The organism is Paenibacillus sp. B46(2026) (genome assembly GCF_056786355.1).
Genome location: NZ_CM165907.1, coordinates 3,662,071 through 3,677,449, shown reverse-complemented (window position 1 = coordinate 3,677,449; position 15,379 = coordinate 3,662,071). Strand labels below are relative to the sequence as shown.

General features: G+C 41.1%; 13 protein-coding genes and 2 pseudogenes. 1 reads left to right on the top strand and 14 read right to left on the bottom strand.

Annotated features, from left to right (window positions below; genetic code table 11):
• Nucleotides 1-378: 378 nt before the first annotated feature.
• The 13 genes and pseudogenes from AC1S8V_RS16330 to AC1S8V_RS16270 all read right to left on the bottom strand — a co-directional run bounded on the left by AC1S8V_RS16330 (nucleotide 379) and on the right by AC1S8V_RS16270 (nucleotide 11,461).
• Nucleotides 379-1,410 carry an aldo/keto reductase gene (locus AC1S8V_RS16330; RefSeq protein WP_482069916.1) on the bottom strand — a complete coding sequence of 344 codons (1,032 nt, stop codon included), beginning with the start codon at nucleotides 1,408-1,410 and terminating at the stop codon, nucleotides 379-381.
• A 159-nt stretch (nucleotides 1,411-1,569) separates the two neighbouring features.
• Complete coding sequence (locus AC1S8V_RS16325) at nucleotides 1,570-3,033, bottom strand: DHA2 family efflux MFS transporter permease subunit (protein ID WP_482074504.1); 1,464 nt, start codon at nucleotides 3,031-3,033, stop codon at nucleotides 1,570-1,572.
• On the bottom strand, nucleotides 3,029-3,214 hold the full coding sequence (locus AC1S8V_RS16320) for a DUF896 domain-containing protein (protein ID WP_482074503.1): 186 nt from the start codon (nucleotides 3,212-3,214) through the stop codon (nucleotides 3,029-3,031). The genes AC1S8V_RS16325 and AC1S8V_RS16320 overlap by 5 nt, the downstream gene beginning before the upstream one ends.
• A gap of 44 nt (nucleotides 3,215-3,258) precedes the next feature.
• Entirely contained in the window at nucleotides 3,259-4,392 is a 1,134-nt protein-coding gene (locus AC1S8V_RS16315) for an NtaA/DmoA family FMN-dependent monooxygenase (RefSeq protein WP_482069915.1), read from the bottom strand.
• 394 nt (nucleotides 4,393-4,786) lie between these two features.
• A pseudogene (locus AC1S8V_RS16310) lies at nucleotides 4,787-5,026 on the bottom strand (MarR family winged helix-turn-helix transcriptional regulator); the annotation flags it as partial.
• 15 nt (nucleotides 5,027-5,041) lie between these two features.
• Nucleotides 5,042-5,212, bottom strand: coding sequence for a hypothetical protein (locus AC1S8V_RS16305; protein ID WP_482069914.1), 171 nt, complete (start codon nucleotides 5,210-5,212; stop codon nucleotides 5,042-5,044).
• A gap of 862 nt (nucleotides 5,213-6,074) precedes the next feature.
• Nucleotides 6,075-7,433 (bottom strand): NtaA/DmoA family FMN-dependent monooxygenase, encoded by a 1,359-nt coding sequence (locus tag AC1S8V_RS16300; RefSeq protein WP_482069913.1) that lies wholly within the window; start codon nucleotides 7,431-7,433, stop codon nucleotides 6,075-6,077.
• On the bottom strand, nucleotides 7,418-7,747 hold the full coding sequence (locus tag AC1S8V_RS16295; protein WP_482074502.1) for a serine aminopeptidase domain-containing protein: 330 nt from the start codon (nucleotides 7,745-7,747) through the stop codon (nucleotides 7,418-7,420). The genes AC1S8V_RS16300 and AC1S8V_RS16295 overlap by 16 nt, the downstream gene beginning before the upstream one ends.
• Before the next feature lie 72 nt (nucleotides 7,748-7,819).
• Nucleotides 7,820-8,788, bottom strand: coding sequence for an NAD(P)H-dependent flavin oxidoreductase (locus tag AC1S8V_RS16290; RefSeq protein WP_482069912.1), 969 nt, complete (start codon nucleotides 8,786-8,788; stop codon nucleotides 7,820-7,822).
• 525 nt (nucleotides 8,789-9,313) lie between these two features.
• A complete protein-coding gene (locus tag AC1S8V_RS16285; RefSeq protein ID WP_482069911.1) occupies nucleotides 9,314-9,739 on the bottom strand; it encodes a MarR family winged helix-turn-helix transcriptional regulator in 426 nt (141 codons plus the stop codon).
• Nucleotides 9,740-9,976: 237 nt separating this feature from the next.
• Nucleotides 9,977-10,376: pseudogene (locus AC1S8V_RS16280) on the bottom strand (recombinase family protein); the annotation flags it as partial.
• Nucleotides 10,377-10,471: 95 nt separating this feature from the next.
• Nucleotides 10,472-10,621, bottom strand: coding sequence for a LexA family protein (locus tag AC1S8V_RS16275; RefSeq protein WP_482074501.1), 150 nt, complete (start codon nucleotides 10,619-10,621; stop codon nucleotides 10,472-10,474).
• Nucleotides 10,622-11,200: 579 nt separating this feature from the next.
• Nucleotides 11,201-11,461, bottom strand: a complete 261-nt coding sequence (locus tag AC1S8V_RS16270) for an AbrB/MazE/SpoVT family DNA-binding domain-containing protein (RefSeq protein ID WP_482069910.1) — start codon at nucleotides 11,459-11,461, stop codon at nucleotides 11,201-11,203.
• A gap of 194 nt (nucleotides 11,462-11,655) precedes the next feature.
• Between AC1S8V_RS16270 and AC1S8V_RS16265 the strand changes: the two genes are divergently transcribed.
• Nucleotides 11,656-11,838: a hypothetical protein gene (locus AC1S8V_RS16265; protein ID WP_482069909.1), complete on the top strand. Its 183-nt coding sequence runs from the start codon at nucleotides 11,656-11,658 to the stop codon at nucleotides 11,836-11,838.
• Nucleotides 11,839-12,467: 629 nt separating this feature from the next.
• Here the strand turns inward: AC1S8V_RS16265 and AC1S8V_RS16260 are convergent.
• Nucleotides 12,468-15,143, bottom strand: a complete 2,676-nt coding sequence (locus tag AC1S8V_RS16260; protein WP_482069908.1) for a hypothetical protein — start codon at nucleotides 15,141-15,143, stop codon at nucleotides 12,468-12,470.
• Nucleotides 15,144-15,379: the final 236 nt, after the last annotated feature.

The following is a 15,379-nucleotide window of genomic DNA, read 5'->3' as shown; positions in this document are numbered from 1 at the left end:
TGATGAACCTGGACTAATCGAAAAAGTGAGCCATAGTTAGGTAACAGCTGCTTGAGAGTGCAGCAACAAGCCCATTATGTTTCGTTTCTCTTGCACAGCCAATAGTGCCAACATAGGATCCATAGAGGGAACATAGGAGACTGTGGTCCTGAGAACCATCAAGCTGGAGTATCAGCGATGAATATCATTTGAAATTTTCCTTTGCTAAAGAGGCTGGGCTGGGCATCTGGAATAGCTAGAAAAATTTCCCCAGTTTACTTCTTCTGCACATACTCCACTAATTCCCTTGGGGTTCACCATCCCATATCTCAACGGTTCATTGCCTTTACATTCCTTCGTTATAACCTAAGCTCACGATACTCTGGACTGAATATTCTGTCAAAAAAGCGGTTCCAGGCGATCTCTTTTCTGATAGTCAACCATCCAACCTGGGTATTCAGGAGGCAGTGTACTCACTTCGTCAAGTTGCTGAATTTCATCATCCGTCAGTTCTAAATTTGCGGCTTCCAGATTTTCTTCCAACTGTTCCAATCGTTTCGCGCCAACAAGAACAGAGGTTACAACTGGTCTTGTCATCAGCCAAGCGAGCGCCACACTTGCTATACTTGTCCCATGTGCTTCAGCGATCGGTTTTATCTTATCAATGATATTCCAAGCTCGCTCTTTATCTACAATCGGGAAATCAACCGCTGAGCGGCGCGAATCCTCTGCCTTTTGATTGTGTCGATCGTAACGCCCTGACAGCAGACCGCCAGCAAGCGGACCCCACACCAGAAGTCCCATCTTCTTTGCTTCCATCAAAGGCGCCAACTCTCGTTCAACATCGCGGCTGGCAAGAGAATAATACCCCTGAACCGTTTCAAAGCGAGCCAGATTTTTGCGTTCAGAAATACCAAGAGCATCAGCAATTTTCCAAGCATGCCAGTTCGATACGCCAATATATCGTACCTTACCCTGTGTTACCAGATCATTTAAAGCACCTAAAGTTTCTTCTACAGGTGTCAAGAAATCATCGGCGTGAATCTGATACAAATCGATATAATCCATCTTCAATCTCTGTAAACTTGCTTCCACTGCATTCATAATATGTCCTCTTGAAGCACCGACATCGTTACGTCCCATACCTGTTCGTCCGGCGGCTTTGCTAGCAATTACAACTTCCTCCCGCGCAATACCAAGATTGCGGAAGGATTGTCCAAGAATAATTTCACTTTCACCTTCTGCATAATTATCAGCAGTATCAAAGAAATTAATTCCGATATCGACACTCTTTTTTATCATCTTGTCGGCTTCTTCCTGCCCAACTAAACCGAGAATTTTATGGTTATCCTTTCCACTCGTGAACGTCATTGTGCCTAACGCAAGTTGTGAAACTAAAAGTCCTGTATTTCCAAGCTGCTTATACTTCATTCTGTATATCCTCCTTAATATTGGGCATTTTATAGCATGACAATCATACTCGCTTTGCAATCAGCATGTAACTGTCCGCTACATCCGTTATTATGTGCCTCTTCTTTTTTATAGATAGTCATAAAAGCATGGTGAATACGTGTAAATGAACTTTCATATTTAATGCATATTCATGCTCTCTACTGTTCCGCGGTTGATAACGGAGCGGCGCACGAACAAGCCAATAATAAAGCCAATAACAGCAATTAAAAGCAAAATCCAAAACACGTTTTGCACCCCCGCAGTTATCGCATTTGCGATTTCATTCGGCATTGTTGGTGTAGATGAGGTAGCTAAATACTTATTCTTTCCACCTGTTAAAATACTAATCGCTACAGCTGTTCCCATAGCCCCAACGACTTGCATCAACGTGTTCAGGGCAGCTGAACCGTGTGGATATAATTCAGGTGGCAGTGAGTTTAAGGCATTTGTTTGTGAGGCTGGCCAAATGAGTCCAATCCCTCCCGCTAGAACCATATGCAATGCAATAATTAATCCAACTGATGAAGCTGGAGTTAATGTTGTGAAGAACCATAAAACCAACATTATAATGACTAAACCTGGCATTATAACCCATTTCGGTCCATACTTATCGGATAAGCGCCCTGCAACCATCTGGAAAATACCATTTAGCGCACTACCCGGCAATAATATCAAGCCTGTAACAAATACAGATAGCCCTGCCCCTGTTTGCAAGAACATTGGCAACACAATCATTGTCGTCATAAAAATTACTATACACATCATCACAAGGAAAACCCCGATAACGAACATCGGATATTTGAATACACGTAAATTTAGTAACGGCTGATCCTTATTTTGTCGCAATACAAACAAGATAAGTGCAATCACACCAACAATAATCAACGTCAGAGCGACGGAACTCCCCCCCCCATGGCCTCCTTCACCAGCTTGACCAAAACCAAATACGATACCTCCGAAACCAATCGTTGATAAAACTGCTGAAAGAACATCAATACGTTGCTTACTTACTTCTGTTACATTTTCTAAATACTTCATCCCAAACAACATACCAATCACTATGAATGGTAGTAAGAGCCAGAAAATAAAGTGCCAAGATAAATACTGGATTATCATCCCACTAATCGCTGGCCCCAGTGCGGGTGCAAACGATAAGACTAACCCCATATAGCCCATCGCTGCGCCTCGCTTTTCTGGAGGAAAAATCACAAGCAATGTGTTAAACATGAGCGGTAATAATAACCCCATACCAATTGCCTGTATAACACGTGCAAACATGAGCATTTCAAAGTTTAAGGATACAGCCGCTAAGAATGTACCTGCCGTTAAACCAGCTGTTGACACGATAAAAAGTTGTCTTGTTGTATACATTTGCAATAATAGACCAGTGAACGGCATTAGAATACCAAGTGTTAGTAAGTAACCTGTTGTCAACCATTGCGCTGTAGCGGCATTAATTTGGAATACTTCCATTAAATTAGTTATTGCTATGTTTAGAGCGGTCTCGCTAAACATGCCAACAAAACCGCAGATAAGCAGCGATGCCAAGATGGCACGTGTATTGTATTGCTTCTTCATTTCACTATCTCCTTCAAAATCAATATAATCGTTTATTTTTTTGCCCTACCTGCATCATTTTCGAATCTACTACGGAGATCCCTAACATCGTTGTTAGAAACTGTCCACGAATCAACTTCAAATAAACTTGCCGTAGTTTCAACTGTTTTGTTTTCTCGTTATCAGTCAGTCCTTCTTTGGCTTGTTTCCTTCTCAGTTCGTTTATTCTATCGAGAAAAGGAATCCTATTGTCATCTCCACTGTTGTTTATTATACTTTTGCATACCTATTTTCCGGGAAAGGAAGACCTAAATTACCTCTCAACGTGCGGGATTCATATTCACTTCGGAATATTCCTTTTTCCTGCAGGATCGGTACGACCAAATCAATAAAATCATCAATTCCCGAAGGATGTTCTTGTCTTAGAAGCAATACGTCCATTGTGCCCGTTTGATGCCAATGTTCAATCCTATCGGCTACGGTCTCTGCGGATCCGAAAAATGGGGGTTTAGGAGTACGGTATCCTGGGGGCGATAACCTTTGTAACTCCAGAAACTTTTCATTCGCCTCCGTTTCTGTTCTTCCAACGATGATGTGTTGTGACGGCATAATCAACAGGTCTTCCGGAGCTCGTCCAGCAAGGACTGCTCTTCTTCTCAATTCCTCACTAAATTGCTTGGCGTAATTGTAATCATCCCCATTTATGAACACACCTTCAGCATGTTTGGATGCGATATTCATAAACGCTTCAGACGTACCCGCTTGAAAGATGACGGGTCTTCCTTGTGGAGAACGACTAATATTAAGCGGACCGTCAACAGAAAAGTACTTGCCTCTGTAATTCAGTTGGTGCATCTTTCTTGGATTGAGGAAGATACCACTCTCTTTATCACGAACAAAAGCATCATCTTCATAGGAATCCCACAGGCCTTCTACAATTTCGATGAACTCTTTATTCAAAGGGTATAAATCTTCTTTAGACAAATGCCTTCTGCTGTAGTTAGCCAACCCCCCAGAATTAGATGTAACAGCGTTCCATGCCGCTCGCCCGTTACTAATTTTATCGAGAGAGGCCATCTGTCTAGCCACTGTAAATGGATCAGCGTAAGACGTGGCTATAGTCGCAGCAAGCCCGATGTGGCTAGTGGCCATGCTTAATGCGGATAGTATCGTTACACCTTCAAACATGCTTAGAAAATGCGGGATATTTCCAGGCCCTATATGGCTTACATCTGCTAAAAAAACCATATCGAACTTGCCCTCTTCTGCTCGTTTCGCCATCTTGACATAGAAATCTACACTTTCGCTTGCATTGGCAGGCATATTAGGGTGGCGCCATGCCCAGTAACTCCAACCAACCCCTTCAACTATAACGCCGATCTTAAGCTGTTTTTTACTTTTCATTTTTGCTCCTCTTTCTGTAAGATCAAACTCTCTAGCCAATAACCCAATGGCTTTTAATCTCGTAGCCTTTTCGGGTTAAAAATCGGAATCATAATTTCATCCACCCAGGCTTCATTTGCTTTTTCTCTTAGTCTTTTGGCCACATTTACAATACTTCCGATAACAAATCGTTCACGGTTGAATTCCTTGGCTCTTTCTTCTTCATATGAATACACATGGGATGCTGCTAATGGCCGCTCAAGTCGTCATGAATATATCTCCTTTGTCCGTTTGTATGAAAGAGACATAGATCATTAGCCCACTAACCAATTAGATAAACTTTCAAACATAAAATTATTTAGTGTGCTAAATATTAATTTAGCCTGCTAAATAATATTCAGAAAGTGGAGAGTGCTTAAAACAAATTACTCTCCATTTGCTTCATAAGCCGTCGTAAGAGGAGTCGTTCATCCATTGAGATCGATTTTAGCAACTTTTCTTGATGCTTTTTCCATATAATACGAACGGGCTCCTCAAGTTCCTTTCCTTTATCGGTTAAATAAATCCGCATGACTCGTGCATCTTTTTCATCACGCTTACGATAGATGAATCCGTTTTGTTCAAGTGATTTAACCATGTTGGTTATAGTGGGAGGTTCACAGTTTAATTGTTAACTTAGATGCATTTGTGTTACTCCATCATCTAAGAATAAACGGTAGAGCAGATTATCTTGTCCGACATGCAGGTTTAGTTCCCTAAGACTTTCGCCGTAATCTCGTCTCATTCTTGCCGAAAGTTTATCGAACAGCTCACGGATCTCACAGTCAATTTCTTTCTCCATGTTGCTCTCCCAACCTTTATTATTGAAATTGTTTAGCAAGCTAAATATATCACGGGTTTATTCAGCCGTCAACTTATCGTTCGTCCGTAAGAGAAAGTCATACCCATTATCTATATATTATTGTCCTTTCTTGTAGTTCCGACTATTCATTATAATTTTTAGCAGGTATAAGGTGTTTTTGGATTGAGTTAACTATCTGAATGGAGGTTACAGTGTAACATATCGTATTTTCGAAAGAGTATAGATGTATCCGTACGATCCGCAGAATGGAAGCGCGTTAGTCAATGAAACAGCGACAGTCTAGGTCTTAGTCCATGTTTCAAACATCAAACTAGCCAACTAACAAGGAACTGGCTTTCAGCCGGTTTATTTGTGAACGGTTTTATTCAAAGCACTCCTTTATACTCTCAGGCTTCTCTTCCATCCCTCTAACACCATCCGTACCTTCTTCTGCTCTTCTATGATCTTTCCTAATGCTTAGCCCAAGACCATGCTCAAGGTAACATAGTCGTATGGACTCTTTGCATCGATGTGGCTTGCTAATCTCCGTATCTGTCCTTCTGACGTTTCATCCAGGTTACTCTTATCAGTTGAGCCATGACGTAATCATAACCTTCTTTATTTGAGCAATTCGGTTATGATCGATGCGGATGCTGCTCCCTGAACTAAAACATCAAGTGAATAAGCAAATTTGGATAATCGTTCACAGTCATCAGATCTCAGCCTCATGGACAAACGCTTGCCTTGAGATCCAAGTAAAACATATGATTCGTTATTTAGGTGACAAATGATCGGAAGGATTGTCCAAGAATAATTTCACTTTCACCTTCTGAATAATTATCAGCAGTATCAAGAAATTAATCTACTTTCTCACTCCATATTGCTTCGGCACACCCAAGTGCTCACGCAAAGTATTTCCCTCATAATCAAGATGATATAAGCCTCGTTTTTGCAACACGGGCACAACTTTTTCCACAAAATCTTTTACACCTTTTTGACTTTCTGGCACAATGGAAAAACCGTCCGTTGCCCCTGCTTTAAACCATTCTTCAATGAAATCCGCCACATCGTCAGGCGTGCCAACCACTACAGGGTGATAGTTGATGATTCCGTTTGCCAATACATCTCTTGGACTTAGCCCTTGTTTGATTAGCTCTACTGCTCTTAGTGAGCGTGGGTCGACTGGATTCGGCGTGGCTTGATATTGTAAAGATTTTGGTAGAGGTTCATTCAAATTCAAGTCATGTAAATTTACGCCAATCATCGCTGATAAATAGCGAATTTGTCCTTCAAATGCATCTTTTCCCATAAAATCCAGTAACTGATGACGGCGGGCAAGTGCTTCTTCATAAGTATCGCCCACCGTAACCATAAAACCAGAAAACATATTGATTTCATCAGGGTTTCTACCGTATTTTATCGCACTTTGTTTTAACAAATTACGGTAATGACGAGCTTCTTCAATCGTAAAAGGGTTAGCATAAACACCGCTGGCAAATTTACCTGCCATTTCCACCCCTTCAAAACTTGGACCTGCCTGAAAAATAGGCGGTTGCCCTTGCGGACTTGGTGGAAGGGGAAGTGGGCCTCGGGTCTGGTAGTATTGACCATTGAAATTGGCAGGGGTTAATTGATCCAGTTTGATAAATTCGCCAGTTTGTTGGTCTGTAATGTAGGCATTTTCGCCAAAACTTCCCCAAAGAGACTGCACTGCTTCTACCATTTCATCTGCCATTTCATAACGAGTGGTAGTGTCAGGCAGAGGACTAGCTCCAAAATTATAAGCAACCTCACGAGTTCCTGTTGTTACCGCATTCCAACCGACACGCCCACCACTTATGAGGTCCAGCGTTTTAAGTTGGCGAGCCAAATTATACGGTAAGTTGTAAGTGGTAGAATAGGTTGCTACCAAACCGATTTTCTGGGTATGCGTGGCAACAGCAGCTAGCATCGTCATCGGTTCCATTACAAACATCGGTGATTTTCGAGCCATATCACCATTTACCCCAGCTCCCACCATCCCAGGTGTATCCGCAATAAACAGCGTGTGAATTTTACCCTGTTCAGCAAGTTTGGCAAGCTCAATATAGGCATTGATGTCGGTGTAAGCCTTTGGATTACTATCATTAAATCGCCAAGAATAACCCTCACCACCATAGCCTGTTACAAACATGATGGCCAGCTTGATTTGCTTGTTTGAATTATCTAAATAGTCGTGCATCGTTTTCCTCCTTTATTTTTTTTCACTCTCTGATTGATCCATCCCACAATATCATCAACTACTACATCTCCGTTTGGTTCAAACATCAAATAATGTCCAAGTCCGCTATAAAGTCTCAAACTTTTATCTTTTGAAGCCGTTTCTTGATAAAAATCAATGGCATCTTTAGACACAACATAAACATCATCACAACCGCTTACCAGTAAAACAGGTGCGATAAATTTGTCAGCATTAGCTTTGAGGTATTGCGCGCCTTCTTTAACACCATAATCTCTGGTTAGATAAAGGTTTAAACCATCATATCCTGCAACCAGTTCTGTAGTATTTCTCTGTTGTTCATTTTAAATCGTCCTTTCTTATCTTAAAGCATCTACCAGAATATATTTTCACTCAATGCCACTCATTAAACGATCGATAATGATTTCAACCGAATCAATTTGATGGATCATTGAAATGCCAAGCCCCAATGAGGCGAAACCTTTTGATAAATCACCGTATAGCATGCCATTTCTCATCCCTGATGCTGGATTCGATGCTTGGTAAATCTCTTCATTTGTGGCTAAATTGCGATCCATTTCTGCCAATTTATTTGGGAGTTCCCCCGGTAGAGAACGGTAATAGGCAGGTTGCGTGCGATAAAGCAACATATCATTAGCATCTGATTTAATTAAAGCATCTTTAATATTATCAGCCATACGAGACTCTTTTGAGGCAAGAAAGGCAGTCCCGACAAACACCCCTTCCGCTCCTAGAGCCATTGCAGCTTTGGCAGTGCGTTCATCTGTAATCCCGCCAGCGGCTAATACTGGCACACGACCTTTTGCAGCGTCTACCACCATGGGCACAATAGAAAAGGTACCAATAACGTTTGCTGGAACTTGTCCCCCTTCATCAAAACCTGTGGCAACCAGAATATCCACACCACCTTTGATAGCTTCCTCTGTCACTTCAACAGTTGGTGCCCCTCGATAAATGACTTTGATATTGTTGGCCTTAAATTTTTGAGTCCATTCCTTTGAAAATGCCCCTACCATCACAGCCACTTCGACCCCCTCTTCTACCATCATGTCTAGCATGGGTTGTGTATAGAGGTCAAAACCTGCCACCGTAGGAATAACATTGATTCCTATAGGATTTGAGGTGATACTTCTAGCAATACGAACCTCACGGCGCATATTCTCCACCGTTTCTTCAACGGTCTTGGCAGGTTCTGATTGTCCAGCATTGATGCCAAGCACACCCAGTCCTCCAGCTTTACTAATAGCTCCTACAAACTTACCGTCTGTTAGCCAGCTCATTGGTCCTTGAATAATAGGTTTTTCAATCCCTAAAATGTCTGTTACACGATTTTTCATTGCGTTTCCTCACTTTCTATTATAGAATAACGGTTAATGCTGGAGTATCGGCGATAAAGATCATTTGAAAGTTTTCCTTTTCAGCTAATTTAGCCCGCTCCACATAACTATCCGTATTTGTGCTGCTAGGTCGGTCCCAGGCATCCTCCAAGCGCTGAATTCAGCTCCGTATCCAGAAACGAAACCATTTGTAGTGCTAATTGCATCTCTTTTCTATTCTCCATGTATCTCTTCTCCTTTATTTCTCCAAGTAACTAAAAGAACCTGGGTTGAATCCCTTTAAACAAATGGGAGGTGATATTTAGCCTACTAACTAATTGATGGAGGTTTATCTTCTGACAGTTCTTCTTTTTATTTCTAATATCTCGAATACTACTAGTATCCTCATGGTTTAAATAAATATTAGTTGTAAAGAAGGGTTCAATGCGCCTTTAGAAATCCCTTTGATAAACGATATTATAACTATTTAATATATTTAGGTTGAAATTAGTTATTTAGTATACTAAATATTTGAACAGAGAAAACCTAGAGCAAGTTTCTCTCCATGCGCTTCATAAGATCCCTCAATAATAAACGTTCTTCCGGTAAGATTGAATGGAGTAGTTTTTCTCGCTGTTGTTTCCATATGAACTCAACCGGTTCCTCTAATTTTTTGCCTTTGTGCGTTAGATAAATTCGCATAACCCTTGCATCTTGTTTGTCACGTTGACGGTAAATAAAACCGTTTTGCTCCAATGATTTAACCATATTTGTGACCGTAGGCGGTTCACATTTTAAATGTTCACATAGTTGCATTTGTGTTACCCCATCACCTGACCACAGACGAGAGAGTAAATTATCTTGGCCTACATAAAGATTAAGTTCTCTTAGACTTTCACTATAATCTCGACGCATTTGAAATGAAATTTTATCTAGCGACTGACGAATATCGCAATCAACCTTATCATTCATAGATATTCCTCCACCCACTAAAATGTATTTAGCAAGCTAACTATATCACGGTTTAAATCTAGTTGTCAATTTATTAAACATACCTCCTCACAATCGTAAATTTTAGATTACAGTTTTTTTTTGATTGCTGCACAGTATTTAGTCTGCTACGTAATTAGAGAACTCCACAATCGGGGCCTTATATGGAATAAGGATTGACTAATTATTCACTTCTGACAGCTTTCTATATAATGAAGCTCAAGATACATTTGTAATTTCACAAATTTGATTTACAGTCATATTTCCTTCTTTATATAGCTTTACTGCATAATTCATTCCTGCGTGATTTATATAATATTTCTTTAACCGTCCTTTAAACTTCCCTTCTTTCTTTGCGAGCTCAATTCCTTCACGCTGACGCATACGAATAAGGTCTCGCTCTAATTGATTAACACTAGCCATTACCGTAATGAAGAATTGGCTGTATGGATTATCTTCTGATGAATCTAGCCATGTAATCCTTATGTGATTTTAAGCTTGCCTTTTTATTTCGTATTAAATCAATCAATTCAAATAAATCTTGCGTACTTCGAGTGATCCGAGTTAAATCTGTAACATAAATAATGTCACCTTCCTGTAAATCCTCTAACATTTTTTGAAAAACTGGAGAATCGTCTGGAAAATAGGCTTAGCGTTGTAAATCCGCATTTTCCCGACGGGACCCCTATGAGTAGAATCTAATAGCGTAAAAATCTATCCCAGGATTTTTATACTACGTGGGATGCTTTCTTGTAGAGTAATAAAACCCTTTTTCTCAAGTCGATCTAAATAACTGTATGCAGTGGAAGATGAGGCCAGACCCATCATATCACCGAGCTCACGCGTTGTTGGAGGATAACGTATCTTGAAAGTAAACTTTGATGGCTTGCAAGGCTTCCTCTTCTCTAGTAGTAAGCTGATTCATTCTTTAATCCCCCTTAAGTAATGAACAAACTCACTAAGAATGTTTGTTTGTATTATAAACGATATCCATTTCTTATATCAATAACCATAACAATGAACAAGCCCGTTATTCCTGTCTACAATAATTCTTGCAGTTGTAGATATTAATATGGATCGCAGAGCATTATGTTCTTAAAAAAGAATATTGTCTGAAAAAGTATTTCGTGAATCATAAATTCTACTTATTCAAAGGATTTTTTTTATTTATGAACGTCTAAAGATTTAACATCAAAGTAGCTTTTTTAGCTGAGAGACACGGCCTTAACTAATGCCCAGTTTTTCTGCAATTTGTTGTTGTGAAAGAAATGGCTGCTGCTCGGTAATTTCTTTTAATATTAATAGTTTACTGGCAGTTTTTGTATTGAATTTTGGATACTGTGCCTTAGCTCTCTCTTCAAATGCCTTTTCTTCGTTAGTATCGTTAGTATTAGGAACGGAAAGGTCCTCAGGTGCAGGAGACTCTTCTTGCTGAGGGGGGAACTATTGAGGAATGTCAATTAGATGCTTTAATTCAAGTGCACAAGCCTGGCATATAAATTGCTCTTTGAAATACATTTTTGTACCTGGATCACCACAAAACACACACATTGTTGACTTGTACCTTCTTAGTATCAACTCTTTACCTTCAATAAAGAACTCGAGTGGATCACCAATATGAATATCCATAGTGTCCCTCATTTCTTTGGGAAGAACAATACGTCCAAGTCGGTCTAATGCTCTCTTCATTCCGGTTCGTTTCATCAGAGGTTACCCCAACAATATTAGATTTATTGTTTATTGTAAGAAAGATTATTCAGTATTACAACAATCACCTTATTAAAAGGGATATTCCAGAGGTGTGATTTAAAAGATAAGCTCGTATACAAAACTCCTCCTCAGCCCTAATAATCTTAGTATTTAAACTAAGGAGGGGGTCATGATCATCTGCGTAGAAGTTGGCGACGGAGCATAAATTGAACTACGAGGTTCGTTGCACGAGCAAGCACCCGCAAGCGATTACGCATCCGCGGGCTGGATTGCTGAACCTGTCAACGCTTGTCTTGCCAGTTCAGAACGGAAGCGGGCAGTTCCTGCATGCTTATACGCCTGATCTGCAGACGGCTCGGCTGAACGCCTAGCCCAACTCGCGGAGGAAACGACGGTTAAGCAATAAGCGGAAATGTTGTATAAGCACCGGCCTATAGACGGCCGGTGCTTTTTTTCGTATAGCAATTTTTTGTTGACCAGCTTGAATATACGACAATCTCATCCACTTGAGCCTCAGTTTTGTTGATGGACAGCAACTCCTAGGCGAGCTTGTTCTTGTTTCTTCCAACATCCGAATCGGGCGGTCTTCAGCACTCTCTACAGTAGCTCCAAACAAAAAAAATGGCCTTACTTATGATAAGGTTCACCACGATTGATCTTAGAGTATCCTGCCCGTTAGTTTAGTGAATCGAAGGGCAAGATACCGATTAGATATCCGCCTAATCGGCAATAGGAACATGTTCTTGTCCTTGGCTCGGGACAAGAACTTGTACCGATAAAACAAAAAAGCCGCTATAATAGCAACTTCAATGGGATTATGTTCTTGTCCCCCGACACAATTATTTTTATAGTTTTGAATAATCCCCCACCTAACTAACGCCTGAAGTGGGGGGATTATTAGGTAATCGAACCCACTTGGTTAACATCGTGGGGGCCAGGACCTAGGTGAACTGCCGAAACACTGTCGTTTCCCCGTGCCGAAGTCGAGTAATTTGAAACCTTAGAAAGGAGATTTAGGCATCTTAATTTTCGGTGTTTTAACCTCTGGCATCTTAATGACCGGCGAATCAATTTTAGGCAGGCCAGATATAGGGAGATTCGGTAACCAATCCGGCAAATCAATGCTCGGTTTGAAAATGCCAGATTCCTCAATGATCTTACCCGCTTTATCGAATACTTTCTTCCCCCATTCCCCAGCGTCGTTCCACACTTCTTTCACTGATTGATCATCAAGTCTTATGACGCGTTCGATCATTTTGTACTCATTCGCAACTTTCTTCCACGTACCCTTCCAATACTTTTCAGCCCCGCGATTCCAGTATTCTTCTGTTAGTACATCGTCTAACTTAGTGATTTTTCGTTCGATCATATCATACCCATCCGCAACCTTCTTCCACGTACCCTTCCAGTACTTTTCATTGGCACGGTTCCAGTATTCCTCGGTCAACAGATCATCGAGCCCCTTAGCGGTACGCTCAAGCTTCTCATACTCATTGCCAATTTGTTTCCAGATCGTCTTCGAGTATTTCTCGTTTGCACGATTCCAGAATTCTTGTGTTAACAGATCATCCAATCCCTTAATTTCACGCTCAATGAGCTCAAAGCCTTCACCTACCTTTTTCCATGTGCCCTTCCAATGTTTTTCACTGGCCCGGTTCCAATACTCTTCTGTTAGGAGGTCGTCGAGGCCAGTTATACTTCGTGATATCATCTCAAACTCTTCACCGACTTTTCTCCATGTACCCTTCCAATACTTTTCATTGACTCGGTTCCAGTATTCTTCGGTGACGAGATCATCTAGACCTGTAATCTTTCGCTCTATCATTTCAGACGCATCTCCCACGTCTTTCCATACACCTTTCCAATACTTCTCTGTTGATCGGTTCCAATACTCCTGGACCGTCTGACCGTTGCTTTCAGCCCAGTGAGATATCGCTTTACCAGCTTGATTGAAAACCTTTTGATCAACGATTTTCCCGTCCTTGAGAAGGTCTTCGGTATAATCCAAGGCTTTAGTCCATGTCTTGCGTAAGAGTTCGCCGGCTTCGTTTAACGTCTCAATGGTATAGTATCCGAGGTTATTGAACTCGTCCTTTGCCTTATTAATAATCCCCTCAATAATAAACTGTTTGATTTTTTCTAACCAATCTTCTGCAACCTCCGCTAGTCCTGGTGGTGATCCTTTTTCCAAGAGACCATCAATGACCAAATAATCGATTCGTGGGGATTTTTTCGAACTCTGGTCATTGGATTCCTTTGCCCATTTATCAAATGTCGTTGACCCATAGGCAAAACTATCCCAGTGTCGATGATCATTGGATTCAAAAAGCTCAAGTTGCTCACCTGCAGCCTCAGTAGCCTCTGCAAGCCACGCCCATAAGCCGTTTGGATTCCCATCTTGACTAATTTCATTGAAAAATTTCTCAATAGCCGGTCGTATTAACTCCCTAACCTCTATTCTTGTCTCACACTCGGCTGCAGTAGCCCAGCACGTATAGCTTATCGCACTGACTTCCTGTTTTTTTACTACAACTAAAGCTACGAGAAACGTTCCCGCTTCGGCCCAAATCGTTCCCGTTAACCACGGGACGACCTTTTGTAAAGCATCGGTAAATATGGTTCGCCACGTGTCCTTCCCGAGAACTTCGGGTAACTGGTCAAGTATACGATTGATAATTAGCGCTATAATGTCATTCGCTTGATCATTAAAGTACGATCGCAACCTGTATATCTCACGAAGCACCGGCGTTACAACTTCATACGTTTGATCTGAGATCTGTTTACGCATTTCCTCTGGAATGGATATATCTAGGCTTCCTTTGATAATCCCTAAATTCCAGTCCTCTGTACCCAAAGGGATTCTGTAAGGGATGGACATATCCAATAGATCCAAAAACCCTTCCATGCTTTGTTTAGCCAAATCCCCCAAATATGGGGCTACAAAATCCACGAAAAGACTTTCGATCTCTTTCGTTAGATTCGCCCAAGGCTGCCAACCTACGGCGGGAATTCCGATCGCCGAAGCTACGTTTTGAAAGGCGAAAATATCATGCGGCCACAATAAGAAGGCATCGGGACCAAGATACATTGTCGGTGCTTGCTTCTCATCACTGAAGATATTCTTGAAGTGATCGCCATCTTCATCGAATTCACCTTCGATATAAAGTGAGTGTAACTTCCATTGGAACTGAACCAAATACTCTGCCCATTTTATTGCCAACTTACGAGCGACGGATCTTACTTCTTCATTACTGTTCGGGCATTTAAACGCATAATAAATTGCAGCAATTATGGGTGCAAAACTATCCCGAGATAGTGGTCTTCTTCGAAAAGCCACCCCTTCTTTATTAAAATCGAGCCAATCCGGATGCCGGATCGGTTGCTCACGGCCAAGATTGTCTTTATTTCCCCATCCATGATCAAGCAAGGTATTGAGCAATTCGATAAGGAGTTGATTAGCGTTTGCTTTTTCCCATTCATCCTGGCTGTAGTTTCCTGTGGCAATTGCAATGCCTGCTATTGCTGTATGTAAACAGGCCTCCCCAAGAGTTGTTGGAGTGAGTTTTCCTTTGGTTTCTTCGTTATAATCGACCACAAACCCATAATGATCTCTAAAGCATATGCCAGTGCCTTGTCTTACCAACTCGTTTCTAGCCAACAGCTTGTAATCATTCATGTTGAAACCCCACTCATGTTTTTGATCTTAATATACCCAATTAATCACAATTTATTTCGAAATTTTCCGATTAAGGGGTAGTGAACGAATAATAACATGCTGTTTGCGTTTATGAAGTAACCAAAAGAAAATGGCCCATTTTACGTCAGGCCGCTGAAAAAGTCTCCTTTAAAAAAACGTCAAAAAAAACGAGCCTCTAGAATCGCTTCTAAGGCTCGTTTCGCGTTCAGGGAGTC

Excerpts from the sequence above, each read along its gene's own strand:
- AC1S8V_RS16330 (WP_482069916.1), bottom strand. The coding sequence starts at position 1,410 with ATGAAGTATAAGCAGCTTGGAAATACAGGACTTTTAGTTTCACAACTT.
- AC1S8V_RS16315 (WP_482069915.1), bottom strand. The coding sequence starts at position 4,392 with ATGAAAAGTAAAAAACAGCTTAAGATCGGCGTTATAGTTGAAGGGGTT.
- AC1S8V_RS16305 (WP_482069914.1), bottom strand. The coding sequence starts at position 5,212 with ATGGAGAAAGAAATTGACTGTGAGATCCGTGAGCTGTTCGATAAACTT.
- AC1S8V_RS16300 (WP_482069913.1), bottom strand. The coding sequence starts at position 7,433 with ATGCACGACTATTTAGATAATTCAAACAAGCAAATCAAGCTGGCCATC.
- AC1S8V_RS16290 (WP_482069912.1), bottom strand. The coding sequence starts at position 8,788 with ATGAAAAATCGTGTAACAGACATTTTAGGGATTGAAAAACCTATTATT.
- AC1S8V_RS16285 (WP_482069911.1), bottom strand. The coding sequence starts at position 9,739 with ATGAATGATAAGGTTGATTGCGATATTCGTCAGTCGCTAGATAAAATT.
- AC1S8V_RS16270 (WP_482069910.1), bottom strand. The coding sequence starts at position 11,461 with ATGAAACGAACCGGAATGAAGAGAGCATTAGACCGACTTGGACGTATT.
- AC1S8V_RS16260 (WP_482069908.1), bottom strand. The coding sequence starts at position 15,143 with ATGAATGATTACAAGCTGTTGGCTAGAAACGAGTTGGTAAGACAAGGC.